This is a genomic window from Collimonas sp. GW821-FHT02H07 (assembly GCF_059421505.1).
In genome coordinates, this window is sequence record NZ_JBWKVC010000005.1 from 1 (window position 1) to 21,904 (window position 21,904).

At 60.6% G+C, this 21,904-nt stretch carries 22 protein-coding genes, 1 tRNA gene and 1 pseudogene; 11 read left to right on the plus strand and 13 right to left on the minus strand.

The features are described from left to right. A partial coding sequence (locus tag AC07V8_RS09595; RefSeq protein ID WP_494678032.1) for a type VI secretion system Vgr family protein occupies positions 1-1,025 on the minus strand: 1,025 nt, incomplete at its 3' end. 257 nt (positions 1,026-1,282) lie between these two features. Beyond that, positions 1,283-1,828: a hypothetical protein gene (locus tag AC07V8_RS09600; protein WP_494678031.1), complete on the minus strand. Its 546-nt coding sequence runs from the start codon at positions 1,826-1,828 to the stop codon at positions 1,283-1,285. Between the two features lie 349 nt (positions 1,829-2,177). Between AC07V8_RS09600 and AC07V8_RS09605 the strand changes: the two genes are divergently transcribed. Continuing rightward, on the plus strand, positions 2,178-3,626 hold the full coding sequence (locus tag AC07V8_RS09605; protein WP_494678030.1) for an aldehyde dehydrogenase family protein: 1,449 nt from the start codon (positions 2,178-2,180) through the stop codon (positions 3,624-3,626). A 24-nt stretch (positions 3,627-3,650) separates the two neighbouring features. Here the strand turns inward: AC07V8_RS09605 and AC07V8_RS09610 are convergent, their stop codons facing one another. Next, positions 3,651-4,679, minus strand: a complete 1,029-nt coding sequence (locus AC07V8_RS09610) for an aldo/keto reductase (protein WP_494678029.1) — start codon at positions 4,677-4,679, stop codon at positions 3,651-3,653. 522 nt (positions 4,680-5,201) lie between these two features. Between AC07V8_RS09610 and AC07V8_RS09615 the strand changes: the two genes are divergently transcribed. From AC07V8_RS09615 to AC07V8_RS09625, 3 genes are all read left to right on the plus strand, one after another. Then, positions 5,202-5,426, plus strand: coding sequence for a hypothetical protein (locus AC07V8_RS09615; RefSeq protein ID WP_494678028.1), 225 nt, complete (start codon positions 5,202-5,204; stop codon positions 5,424-5,426). A gap of 431 nt (positions 5,427-5,857) precedes the next feature. Next, entirely contained in the window at positions 5,858-6,187 is a 330-nt protein-coding gene (locus tag AC07V8_RS09620; RefSeq protein WP_494678027.1) for a hypothetical protein, read from the plus strand. Between the two features lie 165 nt (positions 6,188-6,352). Continuing rightward, on the plus strand, positions 6,353-6,547 hold the full coding sequence (locus AC07V8_RS09625; RefSeq protein ID WP_061935368.1) for a hypothetical protein: 195 nt from the start codon (positions 6,353-6,355) through the stop codon (positions 6,545-6,547). A gap of 254 nt (positions 6,548-6,801) precedes the next feature. Here the strand turns inward: AC07V8_RS09625 and AC07V8_RS09630 are convergent, their stop codons facing one another. Then, positions 6,802-6,957: a hypothetical protein gene (locus AC07V8_RS09630; protein WP_494678026.1), complete on the minus strand. Its 156-nt coding sequence runs from the start codon at positions 6,955-6,957 to the stop codon at positions 6,802-6,804. Positions 6,958-7,147: 190 nt separating this feature from the next. Between AC07V8_RS09630 and AC07V8_RS09635 the strand changes: the two genes are divergently transcribed. The 3 genes from AC07V8_RS09635 to AC07V8_RS09645 all read left to right on the plus strand — a co-directional run bounded on the left by AC07V8_RS09635 (position 7,148) and on the right by AC07V8_RS09645 (position 8,857). Next, the gene (locus tag AC07V8_RS09635; protein WP_494678025.1) at positions 7,148-7,876 is read left to right on the plus strand and encodes an alpha/beta fold hydrolase; all 729 of its coding nucleotides are present in this window, start codon (positions 7,148-7,150) and stop codon (positions 7,874-7,876) included. 176 nt (positions 7,877-8,052) lie between these two features. Continuing rightward, positions 8,053-8,211, plus strand: a complete 159-nt coding sequence (locus AC07V8_RS09640; RefSeq protein WP_494678024.1) for a hypothetical protein — start codon at positions 8,053-8,055, stop codon at positions 8,209-8,211. 49 nt (positions 8,212-8,260) lie between these two features. Next, positions 8,261-8,857 (plus strand): SIS domain-containing protein, encoded by a 597-nt coding sequence (locus AC07V8_RS09645; protein ID WP_494678023.1) that lies wholly within the window; start codon positions 8,261-8,263, stop codon positions 8,855-8,857. A 50-nt stretch (positions 8,858-8,907) separates the two neighbouring features. Here the strand turns inward: AC07V8_RS09645 and AC07V8_RS09650 are convergent, their stop codons facing one another. Together AC07V8_RS09650 and AC07V8_RS09655 are read right to left on the minus strand one after the other, a co-directional pair. After that, positions 8,908-9,276: a 2OG-Fe(II) oxygenase gene (locus AC07V8_RS09650; protein WP_494678022.1), complete on the minus strand. Its 369-nt coding sequence runs from the start codon at positions 9,274-9,276 to the stop codon at positions 8,908-8,910. Between the two features lie 61 nt (positions 9,277-9,337). Continuing rightward, entirely contained in the window at positions 9,338-10,063 is a 726-nt protein-coding gene (locus AC07V8_RS09655; protein WP_494678021.1) for a GntR family transcriptional regulator, read from the minus strand. A 262-nt stretch (positions 10,064-10,325) separates the two neighbouring features. Here AC07V8_RS09655 and AC07V8_RS09660 point away from each other — a divergent pair, with 262 nt between their 5' ends. From AC07V8_RS09660 to AC07V8_RS09670, 3 genes are all read left to right on the plus strand, one after another. Beyond that, positions 10,326-11,543, plus strand: a complete 1,218-nt coding sequence (locus tag AC07V8_RS09660; RefSeq protein ID WP_494678020.1) for a pyridoxal-phosphate-dependent aminotransferase family protein — start codon at positions 10,326-10,328, stop codon at positions 11,541-11,543. Between the two features lie 184 nt (positions 11,544-11,727). After that, positions 11,728-13,011: an MFS transporter gene (locus tag AC07V8_RS09665; RefSeq protein ID WP_494678019.1), complete on the plus strand. Its 1,284-nt coding sequence runs from the start codon at positions 11,728-11,730 to the stop codon at positions 13,009-13,011. A gap of 87 nt (positions 13,012-13,098) precedes the next feature. Further along, positions 13,099-16,230, plus strand: a complete 3,132-nt coding sequence (locus AC07V8_RS09670; protein WP_494678018.1) for an FAD-binding and (Fe-S)-binding domain-containing protein — start codon at positions 13,099-13,101, stop codon at positions 16,228-16,230. Positions 16,231-16,270: 40 nt separating this feature from the next. Here the strand turns inward: AC07V8_RS09670 and AC07V8_RS09675 are convergent, their stop codons facing one another. From AC07V8_RS09675 to AC07V8_RS09705, 7 genes are all read right to left on the minus strand, one after another. Beyond that, on the minus strand, positions 16,271-16,447 hold the full coding sequence (locus tag AC07V8_RS09675; RefSeq protein ID WP_494678017.1) for a hypothetical protein: 177 nt from the start codon (positions 16,445-16,447) through the stop codon (positions 16,271-16,273). A gap of 2 nt (positions 16,448-16,449) precedes the next feature. Beyond that, positions 16,450-17,658, minus strand: a complete 1,209-nt coding sequence (locus tag AC07V8_RS09680) for an RtcB family protein (protein WP_494678016.1) — start codon at positions 17,656-17,658, stop codon at positions 16,450-16,452. Positions 17,659-18,028: 370 nt separating this feature from the next. Next, positions 18,029-18,601, minus strand: coding sequence for an HNH endonuclease (locus tag AC07V8_RS09685; protein WP_211442716.1), 573 nt, complete (start codon positions 18,599-18,601; stop codon positions 18,029-18,031). 89 nt (positions 18,602-18,690) lie between these two features. Beyond that, positions 18,691-18,766 (minus strand) — tRNA-His (locus AC07V8_RS09690). Positions 18,767-18,871: 105 nt separating this feature from the next. Then, complete coding sequence (rtcA, locus tag AC07V8_RS09695; protein WP_494678015.1) at positions 18,872-19,891, minus strand: RNA 3'-terminal phosphate cyclase; 1,020 nt, start codon at positions 19,889-19,891, stop codon at positions 18,872-18,874. An 80-nt stretch (positions 19,892-19,971) separates the two neighbouring features. Beyond that, positions 19,972-21,207 (minus strand): RtcB family protein, encoded by a 1,236-nt coding sequence (locus AC07V8_RS09700; RefSeq protein ID WP_494678014.1) that lies wholly within the window; start codon positions 21,205-21,207, stop codon positions 19,972-19,974. 64 nt (positions 21,208-21,271) lie between these two features. Further along, positions 21,272-21,490 (minus strand): hypothetical protein, encoded by a 219-nt coding sequence (locus AC07V8_RS09705; protein ID WP_494678013.1) that lies wholly within the window; start codon positions 21,488-21,490, stop codon positions 21,272-21,274. 222 nt (positions 21,491-21,712) lie between these two features. Here AC07V8_RS09705 and AC07V8_RS09710 point away from each other — a divergent pair. Continuing rightward, positions 21,713-21,838, plus strand: a pseudogene (locus AC07V8_RS09710) (hypothetical protein); the annotation flags it as partial. Positions 21,839-21,904: the final 66 nt, after the last annotated feature.

The following is a 21,904-nucleotide window of genomic DNA, read 5'->3' on the forward strand; positions in this document are numbered from 1 at the left end:
AATTCATTCTTGCCGGCTTCTTCATGGCTGGCAAACGGGCTGGAAGAGAAATGGCCGGTGAGGCGGTACCAGCGTCCTGGCAGCACATAGCGGTTGTTGCCCGCCGCTTCAAAGTGCTTGCCCGCGGCTTCGATCTCTTCCATGCGCAGGCGCGACAGTTTATCGGCATCCTGAACACCCTTGACGCCGTAGGCACCGGCATATTCATAGGATTCGACATCGAGCACATTGCCCTGCTTGTTCAGGGTCGGCACGCCGGCATTGATCGGCACCGGGCTCTTGAAGTTGAAACCGGACAGCGACACCGAACCGGGCACGATCTGCCGCACCGGAGAAAACTCGCCGATGCCGTCTTCCTCAAACGCGCCGCCATGGCGCTGGAAGCGGATTTCTGCGCCGCCGTCGATGGGGGCTGCCTGGGTCGAGTCATCGGTGATGACCAGCTTGTGGCCCTTGTCCGTGTGTTCGTAGTAGTACAGCAGGCCGGCAGCTTCCAGCCGGCGATGGACGTAGTTATGGTCGCTTTCGTCGAACTGGATGGCGTCCGTCATGACGGGATCAGTACCGCTGACGCGGTAGTCCCAATCGGGCAATGTGCCGTAGTCGGCGCAGATGCTGTCGATCTGTTCGCGCAGGGTCTTGCCGTGGAAGATGTAGTTGTCCTTGCGCAGGCGCAGGTATTGGGTCCAGGGCCCCAGCTTGGCTTGATAAAACGTGATGTTCCCGTCGGTGCGAGAAAGACGGAATTCGAAGCAGTAGCCGGAGAAGCAACGCAGGCTGCCATCGGCACGGACCAGCTCCACGCAGAACAGCTTGCCTTGCAGATCCTTCAGGGCCAGCCCGGCGTCATCGGAGAGCAATTCCACGGTGTAGTCAAAATCGCGCGACAGGCTTTCGACGGCATCGAGCTTGTTCACCAGCAGCTGGGCGTGCGGGCCGTCGTCGTGGGGAAAAGACAGCCGAAGAATACGGTTGTTCTGCCGGCCTTGGATCAAGGTGGACAGGGATTGAAGCAAGCTACTCATGCGGGGGCCCCCGGGAATTGAACTGCTAACAAAAAATACTATTTCAACAATATTTTTTGTCGATGTACTAGTTGATAAAATCTTATCCAATCATAACCGCTGGCGGCTTTAATTGCCAAAAGGAAATTCCCATAACGGGCGAATTTTGCAAGAATTAACACTGTTGTGGGAGTTTTGAGACGCGGTGGGCGGCTTCGGAGTCCGCCGGGCGGTAGAACTGGCCGCGACCCGGCCGTCGTTCCAGCCCTATTTCCCGCTCAGCGCTTCAGCCGCAACCCCCCCCCTGAAAACATCGCCGTCGCCACCCCGAATCCGGGATAAGTGGTCTGTCCCGCCAGGTACAAGCCGTCTATCGGCGTCTTGTGCGGAAATTGCTGGTCCGGCCGTGCCGCTGGCGACAGGCCGTAGACGGCGCCGCCGAACAGGTGCATGCGCTCGGCGTAGTTTTTCGGGCTGGTGACGCGCCTGGTCACAATTTCGAGTGGCTGTTGCCGCGCCAATGCAGCGATGGCGGTATCGGCGGCAGCAGTCTTGGCTTGCTCAGTCCAGGCGTCCAGCGGCAGGTTTTCATCGACCGCGGCGAACATTTCGACGATGCTGCCGCCGGGCGGCGCCAGTTCGGGCATGGGCAGGGTCGGCACGGTGTAGTTGAACCACTTGATGCCATCCGTCTGCGGCGCCAGCATGCGCTTTTGCTCTTCCATCAGGGGGATGTGGTTGACCGAGTGGGCGGCGGGCTGCAGGCGGTTGGCGAGGCCGAGCTGGATGCTGAGCGTGCGGTGCGACAGCGGTGCGCCTTGCACGCGCCGCTGCATGGCGCGCGGGACCTGGCCGCTGTCGATCAGGCGTCTTTTCGACGGCCATGGTAGCGTAATTTTTCACGCCAGGCTTTTGCCTGCCGTGGTGCTTCGCCGGCGCCGGCGAGTGCTTTTCCCGCAGCGGCGCCATGGCTGGATCCTTGGTCAGATTTGTCTATGAATCCTCTAGAGATTAGTTTTTACAAGCGCACATTTGTTGCATATGATGGGGCGGCAAGGGTCATTGGCACGCATGAGAACGACATAGCCGGGCAAATGCGCTCATCGTGCGGCGCCTGGCCGAGACAGTGGAATTCTCGCTGACGTATATAAAAATAAACATCAAAGGCAGACTATGAACACCATCGTGAACGAAGCCGGCGCCGAGCTGGAGCTCGACCAGATCAAGAGCGAAATCCTGCGCGTGTTTGACCGCCAGCGCGCTACTGCGCTGCGCTTGCGGCAATCCAGCAAGGCCGCGCGCATCGCCAAGATCCGCAAGCTGAAGGCGGCGGTGCTGGCCAATCGCGAGGCGATCATCGCCGCCGGTTTCGCCGATTTCGGCAAGCCTGCGGCCGAGGTGGAGCTGACCGAAATCCTGCCGGTGATCGCCGAAGCCAATGACGCCATCCGCAAGCTGGGCAGCTGGATGAAGCCGAAGAAGGTGTGGCCGTCGCGGCTGTCGGTCGGCACCCAGGGCTATATGCAGTACGAACCCAAGGGCCGGGTGCTGATCGTGGCGCCCTGGAACTATCCGGTCAACCTCAGCCTAGGGCCGCTGGTGTCGGCGCTGGCGGCCGGCAATACGGTGATCGTCAAGCCTTCGGAAATGACGCCGCATGCTTCCGCCGTGATCGGCAAGATCCTGCGCGAAGTGTTCGTGGAAGACGAAGTGGCGCTGTTCGAGGGCCCGGCGCCGGTGGCGCAGGCGCTGCTGGAACTGCCCTTCGACCATATCTTCTTTACCGGTTCGCCGGCGGTCGGAAAGATCGTCATGGCGGCGGCCGCCAAGCACCTGGCCAGCGTCACGCTGGAACTGGGCGGCAAATCGCCGACCATCGTCGACGAAAGCGCCGACCTGGCGATGGCTGCCCAGAATATCCTCTGGGCCAAGTTCACCAACAACGGCCAGACCTGCATCGCGCCCGATCACGTGTATGTGCATGCCAGCGTCAAGGACGCCTTCCTGCAGCATTGCATCGCCACCCTGGAAAACGCCTACGGCAAGGATGCGCAGCAAGCCGCCAGCCCGTTCCTAGCGCGCATTGTCAACGAGCGCCATGCCGAGCGCGTCAAGGCCCTGCTCGACGACGCCAAGGCGCGCGGCGCGCGGGTGGTGACCGGCGGCCAGGTCGACGCCGGCCAGCGCTATATCGCGCCGACCCTGATCGACGGCATTCCGGACGACGCCAAGATCATGAGCGAAGAAATCTTCGGACCGCTGCTGCCTATCATCAGCTTCACCGAACTGAGTGCGGTAATCGCGCGCATCAATGCCGATCCCAAGCCGCTGGCCTTGTACGTCTGGAGCCGCAAGCAGGCAAACATCGACAAGGTGATGCAGCAGACCACGTCCGGCGGCGCCTGCATCAACCATTGCGTGGTGCAGTTCCTGCACGGGAACCTGCCCTTCGGCGGCGTCAACAATTCCGGCATCGGCAGCGGCCATGGCCACCACGGCTTCCTGGCGTTTTCTCACGAGCGCGCGGTGGTGCGCGGCCGCATCATGCTGACCAAGATGTTTTACCCGCCCTACACCGCCACCACGCGCAAGCTGATTTCCCTGTTCATCAAGACCGTCTGATCCGCAGCCGGGGCTGCTGCCTGCCTAGCGGCCCAGGGCTTCCACCGCCGGCTGGTCAGCCAGGTTGTCGATGAACCAGTTCGGATACACCGGCGCCAGCGGCGTGGCGGCGTCCAGTTCGGCGACTTCTTCGGCGCTCAGCTTGATGCCGGCGGCGCCGAGGTTATCCTCCAGCTGAGGCAGTTTCGAAGCGCCAATCAAAACGCTGCTGACCGCATCCTTGGCCAGCAGCCAGGCCAGCGCAACCTGCGCCACGCTGGCGTTGTGGCGGCGCGCGATGCCGCGCATGTGCTCGACCACCGCAAAGCCATGTTCCTTGTCGAACGGCAGCAGGTCGAAGCCGGAGAAGCGGTTGTCGGGGCTGGACAGGGTTTGCGGGGTGTATTTGCCGCTCAGGAAACCCGAGGACAGCGGACTCCACACCGTCATGCCGAGGCCGTAGCGGCGCATCATCGGCGCCACGTCGCGCTCGACATCGCGCCCCAGCAGCGAATAGTGCATCTGGCCGTGGGTGAACGGCGCCAGGCCGTTGGCTTTCTGGATTTCCAGCGCCGCCGCCACCTTCCAGGCTGACCAGTTGGAAAAGCCGATATAGCGCGCCTTGCCGGATCGCACCACCGCATCCAGCGCCCACAGCGTTTCTTCCAGCGGCGTGTGCGGGTCTTCCCGGTGGGCGATGTAGATATCCACCCAGTCGGTATTGAGGCGCTTGAGGCTCTGGTCGATAGACCACAGGATATGCCGCCGCGACAGCCCCGACTGCATCAGCGCCGGCCCGGTGCGGAAGCCGACCTTGGTGGCGATCACGACATCGTTGCGGCGCGATTTCAGCGCCTGTCCGAGCAAGGTCTCCGATTCGCCGCCGGCATAGCCGTCCGCGGTGTCGAACAGGTTGACGCCGGCGCTCAGGGCATGGCCGACCAGCTCATCGGCCAGCTGCGCGCCGACCTTGTAGATGGCGCCTATGTCTTTGTTGCCGGAAGTGAAAGTCATGGCGCCGAACGCCAGGCGGGAAATCAACAGGCCGGTCTGGCCGAGCATGGTGTATTGCATGGTGGGTCTCCTGACAGACGAATGAAGTGGGATGCGACAAACGGCAAGAAGGGCAAGTGAAAGTATCTCTTGGGAAACTTTTAAGAATTGTACGACATTCTCGCCCGCGCAGCGCGGTGGCGCCGTCCTTGGTGCCGTGGCTGCAAGAGCCGTCGGCGGTGGCTAATTAACATTTAATGACGAAAGAGGTCTTTATAGTGATGGCGCGTGGCAATTATTGTTGTTCAATGTCCACACAGATGTCTTGGCGGCAGCTGTTTGCTTGCGGCAAAACCTTGTTTTTGCAAAAATCGCAATGCAGATAGATGCTTTGCGAAATCAAGGACTTGCGTTCAGCCACGCGGCATTTCGAAGAGCGTAGGAGCGGCCGGTGGCGCAACAATATCGACCGGCGTAGTCGAAGAAAGCGGCGGATCGGGGAGATAAGCAAGAATGCGGTCAACCAAATTCCGCCAGCCGCGTTTTTAAGCGTATGCCGCAGCAAACGCGGATGTTAACCTCAACCATTTAAAGGATTGAAAAATGAAAAAGCTGCTAGGTGCTGCTGCACTCCTCATCGCATTTGCCCCATTCGCCCAAGCTCAAGACGCCAGCGGTGTCCTGGCTAGCCATCCGGACGCACGCAATGACCGCACTGCTGTCGAAGCTGCCGCTGCTCCAGCCAAGCACGTGAAGGCCAAGGCTCACCACAAGGCTGCCAAAGCCAAGCCGAAAGCAGCTGAAGCCAAGGACGCTGCTTCTAAGTAAATCGGCAGCTCATGCCGCGCCTGGCGCGCGCATGAACAACAGAAGGCCATGAACGCGGATACCCGCATTCATGGCCTTCTGGCATTTGGCGCGACGAATTGGCTTTTTCCGCAATGCGGCCTGCGCTATAGCCGGAATTTCTCTCCTCTATCCTGCATTGTTACTTTGGTTTCCCGATCGAGGTTCTGTCCGAGGTGCTACTGCTTCCGCCCCAAGAAAAATTGAACCGGCCGGGCGCGCCCTGCATTTGCGAGGCAGTATTCTGAAATTTTTTTTTGTGCCGGAATCGATGCCGCGCTCCGCAATACGCCGCAAATGTTGGAAGTTGTAACGGTATGTAATCGCCGTCAACATACCGCCGGCACCGCTCGTTAATTGCTCAGGACCTCGGGAATTACCTGAGTTAATCAAGATAACTTTAAGGTGCACAAATGAACAAATTAATCGCTACTCTGATCGCTGGCCTGTTCGCAACTTCCGTTTTCGCTCAAGCCGCCGCACCTGCCGCTCCAGCAGCGCCTGCAGCCGCCGCAACGACTACCCAGGCAGTAAAGGCCGATGTCAAGGCGGATGCCAAGACCGAAACCAAGGCAGCTCCTGCAGCAGCCAAAGTCAAGACTGCAAAAGCTGAAAAAACCAAGGTTGCCCGTAAAGCGGCCAAGGCCAAGGCCAAGGCGCCTGCAGCGAAGGCAGAAGTAAAGACAGAGGCAAAGGCAGACACCAAGGTAGAAGCCAAGACAGCAGCCCCTGCCGCTAAATAAAGTACGGCATGTCGTGCACGCCGCGACTATGATGAGCATGGCGGCATGATTGCGGAAAAACGCAGTCATGCCGCCATGGCGCGTTCCGGCATGGAGCGAAGCTGTTTTGCGTAATTGATTACGCAGTTAAAAATTCCGCTGTTCGATATTTTTTAGGAGTTGGTCATGGGTATTCTGGAAGAAGTCATTGGTGCTGTGGTGGCCGTTGAAGGTGTCAAGAAATTGGATCCGAACGCATCCATCCTGACGGAAGGCATTGCCGCTGTCGCCGGCTACAAAGGTGTGGAAGCGGTTACCGAACACCTGGAAAACAAGGAAGCAGAAAACAAAGAGGGCGATGTCCCTGATCAGCCTGCCTGAGTGACTGCATAATTGCAGAACAAATTGCTGAAGCTTTAAAAAGATGAAATTTTCTCGCCCGGGAAAATTTCATCTTCCGCATTACACGCCGCCATTTTTCATCCAGTTCACAGCGGATGAGAGCAAGGCGCCGGCCGCAGCCGTCAGGTCAGACAAGGCCGCCTGGCTGCCCCGCCGCCAAGGCAAAGGCTGGCGCGCTGGCTATCGTCATTCCCCCGCTCAATATTCCCGATCAGCAGCGCGCCTGCCTGAACTCAGGCGGCGAGGTCGATCGCCTGGTAGTTGCCAAGATCGGCCTGGATGCCAAGCCGGTTGAACATTTCCTGCGGATGGAAGTCGGTCTTGACGTGCAGCTTTTGCACTTCGATTTTTGCCGCTTCGATCGACGCCAGATAAATCTGGGAAGCCATAGCTGTTTCTCCGGCGGATTGGGGTGGCGACGCACTGCGTTTGGTGAGAGTGCGGCGAGAAGATTTCAGATACCGGAGATGAGTGTAAAATCTCAAGTTAACTTGAGGTCAAGCAAAAAATAACGCAGACGATCCGAGTTGAGGTAAGGTAGCGCAGCGCGACCTGTCCATCCTCGTTCCCTACCCGATCATGCAAGCCACCGAGTCCTTTGACGTCTCTTACGAAAATGCCATCCTGAAGGGCGATTTTCAGCCCGCCGCATCATCCCAGCACATCCTGCTGCTGCACGGCGCCGGCGTCAGTTCGCGGGCGACCGCCAGCCGTTCCGGCCTGCGGCCGGCGCTGCAGCAGCGCGGGATCGCCACCACTTCCTTCGATTGCATCGGCCATGGCGACACCGGCGGCGCCCTGTCAACGTCTTCGCTGCACAGCCGCTCGCGCCAGGCTGAGGCGGTGATCGCCGCCAGGAAATTGGTCGACCCGCTGGCCGGCCCGCTGGTGATATGCGGCGCCAGCATGGGCGCCTACAACGCCATCCGGCTGACGCAGACGCAGCAGGTCGCCGGATTGATTTTGATCGTGCCCGGGGTCTATACGCCCGCCGCCTACGACTTGCCGTTCGGACCGCTGTTTTCGGAGGTTATCCGCCGCCATCGCAGCTGGGCCGGCAGCGATGCCTGGGAAATCCTCCGGCAGTTCAAGGGTGACCTGCTGGTGATCGCCGCCGAGCGCGATGCCGTCATCCCTTTGGAAATACCGGAGCGGCTGGTGCTGTCTGCGCGCCAGGCGCGTTCGCGCCGGCTGCGGGTGGTGGCGGACACCGACCACAACCATTTGTTTCCCTTGCTGGCGGCAGAACGCCCGGCGGAATTCGAAGAGCTGATGACGCTGATGGCGGATTGCGGCCGGAAGCACTAAGGTCTATCCGCACGGCCACGGACGCCCACCCAGCGAGAGCGATGGATAAACAGGATCTGTCATGATTTAAGAAAATATCAATAGTATGATGCAGGCAAGCAGGCGCACCGGCCGGTCCGGAACGTTTCGCCCGCCAGCCTGTCTGTCAGAGTACCCATTCAATTCTTGAGACCACGATGCGCCTATTCTTTTTCGTCATTGCCAGCTTCCTCCTTGTAGCCTGCGGCCACGTGTCGCCGAACAGCGACAGCGGCAGCAATGGCAGCATCAGCGGCAGCAGCGTCACACCTTACGGCGTGATCGATACCGGCGTTACCCGCACCATCAACCGCTGATCATCAAACGCCAATCATCAAACGCCAATACGCGAACGGAGTTTTCAAAGTGAAGCAATACATCAACGCAAGCCTGGTCGAAGCACAGCAATCACTGAATGCCTTGCTCGCCAATCCGACGGCGCTGGACGCGATTGAACAAGCGGGCCAGCTCTTGATCGATGTGTTCCAGCGCAAGGGCCGGGTGTACTCATGCGGCAACGGCGGCTCGATGTGCGACGCCATGCATTTTGCCGAGGAGCTGACCGGCCGCTACCGGCTCGACCGCGCCGCCCTGGGCGCCACCGCCATCAGCGATGCCGGCCACCTGACCTGCGTCGGCAACGATCACGGTTACGAACAGGTATTCTCGCGCTACATCGAAGGCCACGGCCGCGCCGGCGACTGCCTGCTGGCGCTCAGCACCAGCGGCACCAGCAAGAACATCATCCGCGCGGCGCAGGCGGCGCAGGCGCAGGGTATGAGCGTGATCATCCTGTCCGGCAAACGGAGCGAAGCCTTGGAGGCGCTCAGCAGCGTCTACATCTGCACTCCAGGCGGCAAGTTTGCGGACCGCGTGCAAGAGTTGCACATCAAGGTGCTACATATTTTGATCGAGTTGGTGGAGCGTCATTTCTTCCCGGAGAATTACGCAGACGGTCAATAATCCCGGCGCCGCCGATCGTTGATCGACGCGTCGCCGACGCGGCGCGCCTGCTACTTCTCGCTAATCCAGCCTATCGACAGCACATAGCGGCTGCCGCCTTCCACCCGCGTCACGCTGTGCTCGCACTGATCGGGCCGGAACAGCTTGATGCGCGCGGTCGAGAAGATCGGCGCACTGCAGACGAACTCGCCGCCGCGCGGTGAGCGTTTGAGCACCAGGTTCAGGCGGTAATGTTTGCCGTGCGCGACCGCATCGGTATGCGGCGGAATCTCGGCGCCGACCGGATATCGGATCAGGTAGCTGTCGAAAGGCAGCGGCCAGCGCGCCGTCAGCAACAGCATCTTGTCGTAGCCGCTGCCCTGTCGTCCGCGTTGCCATTTGAATGCGACTGCAAGATAGTCGCGCAAGTTGTTCAGCATGTTTCCCGTATCCGGCATGGCCGCTCGGCCGTCGCTTCACATTCTATTTCAAGGCAGCGTTTCAAGGCAGCGCTTCCGGTTTGCCTGTGGCGGGCAAGGCCGCCGCACTCAGCACGGCATCGCGCTTGTCCAGCAAATGCTGGCGCAGCACAGCCGCCAGGCGCTTGCCGTCGCGCGCTTCCAGCGCTTTCACCATTTCGTCATGGTCGTGCGCCGCGCTATCCCATTTGTGCGGCTGGAAATTGGACTTGAAGCGCAAGGCTTGCAGGCGCCGGTTGAGGGTCAGGTAAGTCTGGCGCAGCACCGAGTTGCGGGCAGCGTCATTGATTTTGTCGTGGATTGCCTGGTTGCGGCTGTAGTAGCCCGGCAAGTCGTTTTGCGCCTTGCAGGCCAGCATCGCATAGTGCAGAGCCTTGATCTCGGCCAGCTCGACCGGCGTGATGCGGTCGCAGGCCAGCTCGCCCGACATGGCTTCCAGGCCGCTCATCAGTTCAAAGGTTTCCCAGATTTCCGTTTCCGACATCTTCGACACCGAAGCGCCGCGGTTCGGCGAGATCTCTATCAGGCCTTCGGCTGCCAGCACTTTCAGGGCTTCGCGCAGCGGCGTCCGTGAAATGCCCAGGGTTTCGCACAGCTCCCGTTCATTCAGCTTGGTGCCCGGCGTCAGCACCGCTTCGACGATCAGGTTGCGCAAGTGATCCACCACCGTGTCATGCAAACGCTGACGTTCCAGTTTCGGCACCAGCGGCGCGGCTTTTATCTCTTCGTCAGTTATCGTATTTTGCATTCAAAATCCTTTTTTGCGCATTTTTCTCTATTTTAGCATCAAATATGACGCCTAAGAATCCTCCTGTCTATGCGCTTGAATCTGAATGTAAATATGCAAAAAAGGCCAATAAATTGACAAATAGTGCCATTTTTCATTGGTTTTTATCGCCTTAAAGCCGTTCACAGAAGTCGGGTAATCACAAAAAGTCCTTTACGTCCGAAATGTCGACTGCTAAAGTATTTTGAATGCAAAATACAATTTGTTCAAAAAGGAGACGTAAATGTTGACACTAGACTTCCATCCGGCCGGCCGTCATTTCCTGCAGATCCCAGGCCCCAGCCCGGTGCCGGACCGGATTTTGCGGGCCATGAGCTATCCCACCATCGACCACCGCGGCCCGGAATTCGGCGCGCTGGGTTTGCAGGTGCTGGCCGGCATCAAGAAGATTTTCAAGACCGAGCAGCCGGTGGTGATCTACCCGGCCTCCGGCACCGGCGCCTGGGAAGCGGCGCTGACCAATACCTTGAGCGCGGGCGATACGGTGCTGATGTATGAAACCGGCCATTTCGCCACGCTCTGGAAAAAGATGGCGGAAGCGCTGGGCCTGAAGCCGGAGTTCCTCGGCTTGCCTGGCATCGAAGGCTGGCGCCATGGGGTCCAGGCCGACCGCATCGAAGCGCGTCTGCGCCAGGACCGCGAGCATCAGATCAAGGCGGTGTGCGTGGTGCATAACGAAACCTCGACCGGCGTCACCTCCGATATCGCAGCTGTACGCCGGGCGATCGACGCCGCCGGCCATCCGGCTTTGCTGATCGTCGATACCATTTCCGGCCTGGCGTCAGCCGATTACCGCCATGACGAATGGGGCGTCGACGTCACCGTCTCCGGTTCGCAAAAAGGCTTGATGCTGCCGCCCGGTATCAGCTTCAACGCGGTGTCGCAGAAGGCCATCGAAGCCAGCAAGCGCGCGACGCTGCCGCGGGCGTTCTGGGGCTGGACCGACATCATTGAAATGAACGCCAGCGGCTACTGGCCTTACACCCCCAACACCAATCTGCTGTATGGATTGTCGGAAGCGCTGGAGATGATTCTGGGCGAAGGCCTGGACAATGTCTTCGTGCGTCACCAGCGCCTGGCCAGCGCCTGCCGCGATGCGGTGCGCGCCTGGGGCCTGGAAATCCAGTGCGCCGATCCGGCCCTTTACTCGCCGGTGCTGACCGGCGTCATGACGCCGCCCGGCTTCGACGCGGACGCGATCCGCAAGACCATCTATGAAAATTTCAACATGTCGCTTGGCACCGGACTGGGAAAAATGAAGGGCGGCATGTTCCGCATCGGCCACCTGGGCGAAGCCAACGATCTGACCCTGATGGCGACGCTGGCCGGCTGCGAGATGGGACTGAAGCTGGCGGGCGTGCCGTTGGCCGGCAGCGGCGTGGTGGCGGCGATGGACAACCTCGGCGCGCAGCATCGCAAGTCGGTATTGAAAGCCGCATGAGAACAGCACGAAGCGAGCAGGCGCCGGTCCGCGACCGGGGCCTCGGGTAGCAGAACCAGAACGGCTGGTTTCCGGCATGCAGGCGGAAGCGGCCAGGCATCGTCCCACAGAGGGCGGGCCAGGCCGGGAGCGCGCAAGCGCTCTTCAGCGCATGCCGACCATATACATAATATTGGAGACAACCATGAAGCATCTGCGTTTGCGCGCGACCACCGTCGTGCTGATCATGTTATGCCTGATGTATTTCATTACCTACCTCGACCGCGTCAACGTCAGCACCGCCGCGGCCGGCTTCGCCAAGGAATTCAATCTATCCAAGACTGAAATCGGCCTGGTGTTTTCGGCATTCGCCTATCCCTACCTGGTGTTCCAGATCATTGGCGGCTGGGTCAGCGACAAATTCGGCGCCAAGCGCACCCTGATCTACTGCGGCATCCTGTGGGGCATCGCCACCATTTTGACCGGCTTTGCCGGCGGCCTGTTTTCGCTGCTGATGGCGCGCCTGCTGCTGGGCCTGGGCGAGGGCGCCACCTTCCCGGCCGCCACTACCGCCATGTCGCGCTGGGTGGCCAAGGAAAACCGCGGCTTCGCTCAAGGCATCACGCACGCCTTCGCCCGCATCGGCAATGCCGTGGCGCCGGCGCTGGTGGTGTTCATCATGGCGATTCACGGCTGGCGCGAGTCCTTCTATATCTTCGGCGTGTTCAGCCTGATCTGGGTGCTGGTGTGGGCCTTCGTGTTTACCGAACATCCGGAAAAGCATCCGCGCATCACCGCGGAAGAACTGGCGATCCTGCCGCAGGCCAAGAAAAACAATCCGAAGATTCCATGGGGCCCGTTGTTCAAGCGCATGCTGCCGGTCACCATCGTCTATTTTTGCTACGGCTGGACCCTGTGGCTGTTCCTGAGCTGGATCCCGCAGTACTTCCTGCACAGCTACGACCTGGACATCAAGAAATCGGCGCTGTTTGCCTCCAGCGTGTTCTTTGCCGGCGTGGTGGGCGACACCTTGGGCGGCATCGTCAGCGACAAGATTCTGAAGCGCACCGGCAACCTGAAGCGAGCGCGCAGCCAGATGGTGTCGGTCTGCATGTTGCTGACCTTGCTATCCCTGCTGCCGCTGCTGTACACCCATAACGTCTACGTCTCCATCCTGTGCCTTGGCGCCGGCTTCTTCTTCGCGGAAATGACGATCGGGCCGATGTGGGCGATCCCGATGGATATCGCGCCCCAATATTCAGGCACCGCCAGCGGCATGATGAATACCGGTTCGGCGCTGGCCGCCATCATTTCGCCGGTGCTGTCCGGCTATCTGATCGACCGCTTCGGCAACTGGGAACTGCCCTTTGTCGGCAGCATGATCCTGATGGGATTCGGCGTCTTCCTGGCATTCCGCATGCAGCCTGACAGCAAGTTCGAGCAGGCGGCCGCCGGAAGTGCGCCTGGCGTCGCCAAGGCCGGCGTATAGGCCGGCGGCAGCGCCGGCTTGTCGCCGATTCATTTTGCACTGTCCCGAGGCCCTGCCCCGCCTCGCCATTTTTTCAGGATTTTCTCCATGCTGGTCAAGCCCATACATCTAGTGCCGCGCGCTGCAACCCTCGCATCTCCGCTGGCGACGCAGCTGCGCCGCGAATTGCGCGGCGATGTTCTGTTCAGCCAGGCCGACCGCGGCCGCTATGCGACCGACGCCTCGATTTATCAGATCATGCCGATCGGCGTGGTGGCGCCGCGCGACCAGGCCGACCTGCTGCTGGCGCTGGATATTGCGCGCGATAACCGCGTACCCATCCTGGCGCGCGGCGCCGGCACCAGCCAGTGCGGACAGACCGTGGGCGAGGCGCTGGTGATCGACAACAGCAAATGGCTGAACCAGGTGATCGAGTTTGATCCGGCCGCCCGTACGGTAACGGTCGAGCCGGGCATGGTGCTGGATCACCTCAACGCCTGGCTCAAGCCGCATGGCCTGTGGTTTGCGGTGGATGTCTCGACCGCCGCCCAGTGCACGATAGGCGGCATGGCCGGCAACAATTCCTGCGGCTCGCGCTCTATCGAATACGGCAACATGGTGCACAACGTCGCTGCCATCGATGCGGTGCTGGCGGACGGCACGCAGGGACGCTTCGGACGACTGGAGCAGATGGCAAGCGGCGGCCGCATCGGCGATATCGTCGCAGGATTGCAGCGCATCGCCGCGCGCGAACGGGGCGAGATTGCCGAGCGTGTGCCCAAGGTTCTGCGCCGGGTCGGCGGCTACAACATCGATCTCTTCGATTGCCAGAATCCGCGCGCCTATACCGACGACGGCATGGCCAACCTGGCGCATATCCTGGTCGGTTCGGAAGGCACGCTGGCCTACAGCCGCCAGATCACCCTGGCGCTGGCGCCGCTGCCGGCGCACAAGGTGCTGGGCGTGGTGAATTTCCCGACCTTCTACCAGGCCATGGACTTGACCCAGCACATCGTCAAGCTGGGCCCGACGGCGGTCGAACTGGTCGACCGCACCATGATCGATCTGTCGATGAGCAATCCGGCTTTCAAGCCGGTGATTGAAAAAGCCATGAGAGGCCAGCCGCAAGCGATCTTGCTGGTCGAGTTCGCCGGCGAACAGCTGGAAGCGCTGCTGCGGAAACTGGCCAGCCTGGATGAATTGATGGCCGATCTGCAACTGCCGGGAGCGGTGGTGCAGATGTCCGGCGTCGCCGAGCAGAAAGCCCTGTGGGATGTGCGCAAGGCCGGCCTCAACATCATGATGAGCATGAAGGGCGACGGCAAGCCGGTGTCCTTCATCGAGGATTGCGCCGTGCCGCTCGAACACCTGGCGGAATACACCAGCCAGCTGACCGAGGTGTTCCACAAGTACGGCACCGAAGGCACCTGGTACGCCCACGCCAGCGTCGGCACCCTGCACGTGCGGCCGATACTCGACATGCGCCGCGGCGGCGCCAAGGACATGCGGGAAATCGCCGACGCCGCCTCGGCGCTGGTGCGCAAATACAAGGGCGCCTACTCCGGCGAACATGGCGACGGCCTGTGCCGCGGCGAATGGGTGGCCTGGCAGTATGGCCCGAAGATCAACGCTGCCTTCAGCGAAATCAAGACCCTGTTCGATCCGGACAACCGCTTCAATCCGGACAAGATTGTCAGGCCACCGAAGATGGACGATGCCGCCAACTTTCGCTTTGCGCCTGGCTACGCCGAGCTGCCGCACCAGCCCTTGCTGGACTGGTCGGTCTGGAACGTCAAACGCGATCCGCTCAGCGGCGAGGAAAGTGCAGCCGGCACGGGCGGCGACCGCAGCGGCGGCCTCGCCAAGCTGGTGGAAATGTGCAACAACAACGGCCATTGCCGCAAGTTCGACGCCGGCACCATGTGTCCCAGCTACCGTATCACCAAGGATGAAAAGCACGTCACGCGCGGCCGCGCCAACACCCTGCGCCTGGCGCTCTCGGGCCAGCTCGGCAGCGCAGGCCTGGCCAGCGCCGAGGTCAAGGAAGTGCTGGACCTGTGCGTCTCCTGCAAGGGCTGCAAGCGCGATTGTCCGACCGGCGTCGACATGGCCAAGGTCAAGATCGAAGCGCGCGCCGCCTGGGTCGGCAAGCACGGTCTCGGCTTGCGCGAGCGGCTGGTCGGCTTCATGCCGAAATACGCGCCCTACGCCAGCAGCATGGGCGGCCTGATCGCCGTGGCCGACAAAATTCCGCTGCTGTCGACCTGGGTCAAGAAGCGCCTCGGCCTTGCACCGCAGCGCGCCTTCCCGCAATTCAAGAGAGCCTTCCTGGCCGATGCCCGGTCCGCCGTTGCAAGCGAGCGCGAAGTGCTGCTGTTCGTCGATACCTTCAACAACTACATGGAACCGGAAAATGCCCGCGCCGCCCAGCAGGTGCTGGAGGCCGCCGGCTACAAGGTCCATTTCAACACGGTCGCCGGCGCCCGGCCCCTGTGCTGCGGCCGCACCTATCTGTCCGCCGGCCTGGTGGACCAGGCAAAAGCCGAGGCGCGCAGGACGCTGGATGCCTTGCTGCCCTATGTCGAGCGCGGCATCGCCATCGTCGGACTGGAACCGTCCTGCCTGCTGTCCTTGCGCGACGAATTTCTCAATTACGGCTACGGCGACGAGGCCAAAAAACTGGCGCAGTCGGCCTATCTGTTTGAAGAATTTCTTGTGCGGGAAAAAAATGCAGGCCGCCTGCAGCTGGATCTGAAGCCGCTGCCGGGCAACAAGGTCCTGCTGCACGGACACTGCCATCAAAAAGCCTTCGATGCCTTGCGCCCGGTGCAAGCCGTGCTGGAATGGATTCCGCAGCTAGCGCTGTCCACGGTTGAATCTTCCTGCTGCGGCATGGCCGGCAGCTTCGGCTACGAGGCCGAGCATTACGAGGCGTCGATGGCGATGGCCGAGCTCACGCTCCTGCCGGCGGTGCGCAAGGCTGGCGCTGGCAGCATCGTGGTCGCCGACGGCACCAGCTGCCGGCATCAGATCCAGGATGGCGCCGATACGGCGGCCTTGCATGTGGCGCTGGTGCTCGCCATGTCCTTGCACGGAGCCGATCAATCAGCGATTAATTCGATAGTCGATAGGGTGGGCACTTGTGCCCACGCGGAACGTCGATCATTCGAGGAGCGGATTCAGCGTGGCAGAAAACCTGCCCATCCACCGGCGTCGGGCCTTGCGGGCCTTTTGTTGTGATTCAAGTGTTCATATCGACACTGTTTGCTGATGCTCTTTCTCACACATCGTAATCGCTGTCGGTCTTGCGGCCTGACAGCGCCTGGTTCAGCTTTTGTTTTTCAATCCGCCGCACCCTGCGCGCCGGGTTGTGCGAAGCATGCGCTCCGGCTTTCCTGGCCCTGGCTGGCGCCACCAGCGGATTGCGCGGCTTCGGTAATTTAATCGTGACTTTCATGATCATCCTTTCACGCAAACGACCTGGCGCAGCGTGTGCACCACCTCGACCAGGTCGGTCTGGTGCGCCATCACCTGGTCGATATCCTTGTAGGCCGCCGGAATCTCGTCGACCACGCCGCCGTCCTTGCGGCATTCGATGCCCTGGGTCTGATCGGCCAGATCGAAGCGGTTGAAGCGTCGCTTGGCTTCGCTACGGCTCATGCGGCGTCCGGCGCCGTGGGAACAGGAGCAGAACGAGTCCGGATTGCCCTTGCCGCGCACGATGTAGCTCTTGGCGCCCATGCTGCCGGGAATGATGCCCAGTTCGCCTTCGCGCGCCGAGATCGCACCCTTGCGGGTGATGAACAGCTTTTCATTGCCGTGCATTTCCTGCGCCACATAGTTGTGATGGCAGTTGATCGCTTCGCCATCGAGCTTGAACGGCGGCAGCTGCTGGCTCAGTACATCGACCGCACGGCGCATCATTTCGCGGCGGTTGATCAAGGCGTAATCCTGCGCCCAGTCGACGGCATCGACATAATCGTCGAACAGCGTCGATCCTTCGCTGAAGTAGGACAGGTCCTTGTCCGGCAGGTTGATGCGGTGGCGCGCCATCTCCTTTTTGGCGGCCGAGATGAAATAGCGGCCGATCACGTTGCCGATGCCGCGCGAGCCGGAGTGCAGCATGATCCAGACCCGTTGTTCTTCATCCAGGCAGATTTCGATGAAGTGGTTGCCGCCGCCCAGCGTGCCGATCTGGCAGATCCAGGTCTGGGCGAACTTGTGCTGCATCTTCATGATGCCCTTGTGCCTGGCGACGATGCGGTCGAGGCGATCATTCAGCGGACGGCCGACGCGCGCATGGGCCGAACCGCGCACCTTGTCCCATTCGTGCTGCTCGAAGCCGACCGGGATCGCTGCTTCGATGGCGCTGCGCAGGCGCGCCAGGTTGTCCGGCAGTTGGCTGGCGGTGAGCGTGGTGCGCACCGCGTTCATGCCGCAGCCGATATCGACCCCGACCGCGGCCGGGATGATGGCGGCGCGCGTCGGAATCACGCTGCCGACGGTGGCGCCGATGCCGGCATGGACGTCCGGCATGGCCGCCACGTGGGGATGGACGATAGGGAGGCTGGCGATGTTCAGCAATTGCTGAAGCGCGCTGTGGTCGATATCGTCGGTAAATATGTGCACCGGCACCAGGCCCTTGTGCAAGCTCTGTTTGATTGGCATAACGTTTTTCTTCGTTTTCTTTGTCATGCCGGGGTCTTTGCCGCGGGCCGGCTATGCCGTGCCCGCAAAAAAACAAAAACCCCGGCGAGTTTCCTCACCGGGGTTCTGGTTGGAACGACCGGCTCGGGTCGGCAATATGCCGAAGACCCCGAGCAGTCATGCGCGGGGCTATTTATCGTTTGAATTGTTGATAGCCGTCCGTGGCATGGCCGTTCCTTTCCTGTAAAAATGCGTTAGTCGAAAATGCTGAGCTGCGATTCTGCACCCGATGAAATCGCAGTGTCAAACAATTCGCCGCCGCGCGGCGCGATTCTGTTGTTTTTGGCACGAAACGAAGAGGCGAACTCAGCGCTGCAAATGGCCAGCAGGACTAATTGAGTTCGCGCATGCGGCTGTGCTTGGGCAAGCGCGCCGCCAGGTAGTCGTGCTGGTCGGCCAGGACGTTGCGGCCGCTCAGCAGATAGTGTTCGGCGCGGCATGGCACGTACGGCACATACAGCAGCGGGCGGAAACTTTCCAGCGCTTTGCTGCCTTTTTCCTGATTGCAGTCCTTGCACGCCGTGACGCAATTGGTCCAGGTGTCCTTGCCGCCGCGCGAGCGCGCCAGCACGTGGTCGCGCGACAGTTCATTGTGCGGGAAACGGCCGCCGCAATAGGCGCAGGTGTAGCGGTCGCGGCGAAACAGCAGATCGTTGTGATGGCCCAGCGGCAGTTCCATGTGCAGCATGCGCGCCATGATGGCGCTGCCGGCGATGGCGATGATGGGTTTGACGGCGATGCGGGACTGGATGCCGGCGCGGGAATAACCGCCGCGGAAAACGATGTCGCCGTCGCCGATTTCCCAAGCCACCTTCCCGCTCGCGTAATAGAGCACAGCGTCTTGCGGCGAAATCCAGTCAAACGGATTACCCGCGATATCGAGGGTCAGGATATGGGAGATCATTTGCATCACCTTTGCGGTTGATTATAACCAGCATTTTTGTGTTTCGTCCTTCGTTTGTTGCTTTTTAGCGTGAAGACGGACGGTGCCGGTGGGGTCGCCTATCGGGAATGATCCGATATCGCCGCGGGTCACAGCCGCGTGCTTTGCCAGTTAAGCTAAAGCCACCATTGAGATCTATATTGGGTGCGCCGGCCTGTTTGGAAAGAGGCGGCTTGCAGGTATTGCTGCAGCCGGCGCAGGGACCTGTCCCTGCGCCGCTTCATTCCTGTTTCATTTTGTTGCAATTGCGCAGACGCTGAACAGCCCTCGTTCTTCAAACGTGATCCTTACCGGCAAGAATTGTTCGATGACTTCGGCATTGGTGAACGCATGCTGCGACACGCAATCGACCGTAAACCGGCCGCTGCCTGCCAACGCCAGCGGCAACATGATCTGGTCGGCCAGGTGCTCGCCGACCGCGGCGCCGGAGGCAATATACTGCCGCACCTGCGAAATTGCCTTTTTTGCAACCGCTTCGGAGCGCACCATTTTCTCGCCGAACGCACAAAACACCTCTGTCACATGCTGCGATTCCAGCGTCACCAGCAAGGCGTTGCCCGGCGCCTGGTCATGCGGCAAGCCGCGGATCGCCAGTTGCGCATCGTCCCAGCCCATCGCGGTCTTGACGCAAGCCAGCTCGCGCTTGGCGACGTCGGCCGGCACGCCGGCGATGAAACTTTCGGCATAACCGGCGACGCGTTCGCCGCGGCTCATCAGTTCCAGCGGCTGCAACTGCCGGCATGGCGACACTTTCGCCTCGATCTCGCCGCCGCCGGCGGGATAAAAGCCAAAGCGTTTCAGTTCGATTTCCAGGTTCGCGCCCATGGCCGCCAGCACGCGGCCGTATGCGCGCTGCAGGAAGTGGGCTGGCGGCGCCATCGCGTTATGCGTGCCGCCGCTGATCTTCACCACCGATGGCGCATCCGCATACAGCAAGGCCGGCAGCAAGGTTTGCAGCACCAGGGTGCAGCTGCCGGCGGTGCCGATGGCAAACTGATAGGCGCCGCCCTTGATCTTGCCCGGGATGAATTGCAGCGTTTGCGCGCCGACCGCCGCCGAACCGATATCGGCATTGCTGATCTCGGCAGCGGCTTGCACCGCCACCAGATGCTGCCGCATCAATCCAGGCTTGGGCCGGTTGGCCCGGATATTCACAATCCGGAACGGCTGTCCGGTAATCATCGACAGGGTCAGCGCGGTCCGCAAAACCTGGCCGCCGCCTTCTCCTGTTGCTCCATCTAGTTCAATCATGTTCTTCTATTCTTTATTGTTATCGTCTTTACGGCCATGATCCCGCCGGGACCACGGCCTGTTCCAGGACAAGCCAGTGCTTAGCCTTTCACGCACACCACCTGCTTCAGCGTATGCACTACTTCCACCAGGGCGCGCTGCGCTTCCATCACCGCATCGATATCCTTGTAAGCCATTGGAATCTCGTCGATGACGTCGGCATCTTTGCGGCATTCCACGCCCTGCGTTGCCTTGATCTGGTCGTCCAGCGTGAAACGCTTCTTGGCCTCGGTACGGCTCATGGTGCGGCCGGCGCCGTGGCTGCAGCTATGGAAGCTGTCGGCATCGCCTTTACCGCGGACGATGAAGCTTTTCGCTCCCATCGAACCCGGAATGATCCCCAGCTCGCCTGCCCGCGCCGATACCGCACCCTTGCGGGTTACCAGCACATCCTTGCCGAAGTGATTTTCCTTCTGCACATAGTTGTGGTGGCAATTCACCGCTTCCACGTGCGTCTCGAAAGGCTTGCTGATGACTGTGCGCACCGCCGCAATCAGATTCTGCATCATCACTTCCCGGTTCATGCGCGCGAATTTCTGCGCCCAGCTCACTGCTTCGATATAGTCGTCATAGTGCTGCGTACCTTCCGGCAAATACGCCAGATCCTGGTCCGGCAGGTTGATGAAATGGGTACGCATATCCTGCTTGGCCAGTTCGATGAAATGCGAGCCGATGGCGTTGCCCACGCCACGCGAACCGGAGTGCAGCATGAACCAGACGGCGTTGCTCTCGTCCAGGCAGACTTCAACGAAGTGGTTGCCGGATCCCAACGTTCCCAGGTGCCGATAGTTATTCGTATTCTTCAACTTTGGCGTCTTCAGGCAAACCAGGTCGAATTCATCCTTCAGCTGCGCCCAGGCCGCGTCCACCGGCGTCGGCGGGGTTTCCCATGAACCTTTGTCGCGTCCCTTGAAACCGCGCGTCTTCGGCGACATCCCGTGCGGAATGGCTTTTTCGATGGCGCTGCGCAACGGGTGGAGATTGTCAGGCAGGTCGCGCGCATTCAAGGTGGTCTTGGCCGCCATCATGCCGCAGCCGATATCCACCCCCACGGCCGCCGGGATAACCGCACCCAGGGTAGGAATCACGCTGCCGATGGCCGAACCCTTGCCGAGGTGGACGTCAGGCATCACAGCCAGGTGCTTATAGATAAACGGCAGCTTCGCGGTGTTGCTCAACTGCTTGCGGGCCCCGTCTTCCACCGGTACGCCGCGGGTCCACATCTTGACGTGGCTTCCGCCCTCGACATTCATTACATCGTATTCTTCGTGTTTCATGATTCTCTTCTTTTAAATGCAGATTTGATCTGCGTGCACTTCAAGACCGATACTGCGCGATCCATTAAATTCCGACAAGAGCGGACAAGACATTCTGCCAAACTTGTTCAGCCTGGCCTGCCGTGGTTGTCCAAGATGCAGTCTTGCCGGCATTCGGCGACATGCGCCACCGGACAACGACATGAGTCGAGGTCGACGTGACGGAAAACCTGTCGACCGGAGCCGTGCCTGGATTCATGCCCTCCGTAAAACCGGTACTGCTAATTTTGATCATCCAGCTCATGATGAGCTCCTTTTTCTGGGCAAGCTCTCCGGTCTGGAAGGCGCTTGCCAAACTATTGTGTCGCGGCGGCTGGAATTTCATCCACCCACTGTGTTGTGCTCAGCTGCGCCGGCGGCATAGGCTGCATGCACTTGCGGCAGGAATTTTCCCTGCAAGGTTTGAAGCAATTGGTATTCGTCATTTCATTTCCTCGCTTGTCAGGGCTTGTTAAGCGGCCCTGAGTCGGATGCCGGCCGCAAGCTGTTTGCCGCATCGCGCAGCGCGAAAGAAAAGCCGAACGATGCAGATCGCCTCAAAAAATACCTGGCCAAGTTCGGACTGGGCTGGGAGGCGGTGGCCGGCAGATAGGCATTCGCCGCGCCGGTGCTATCGCGGGGCCGGCATGGTATCGCGCAGCAGTCGGCGCATACAGTC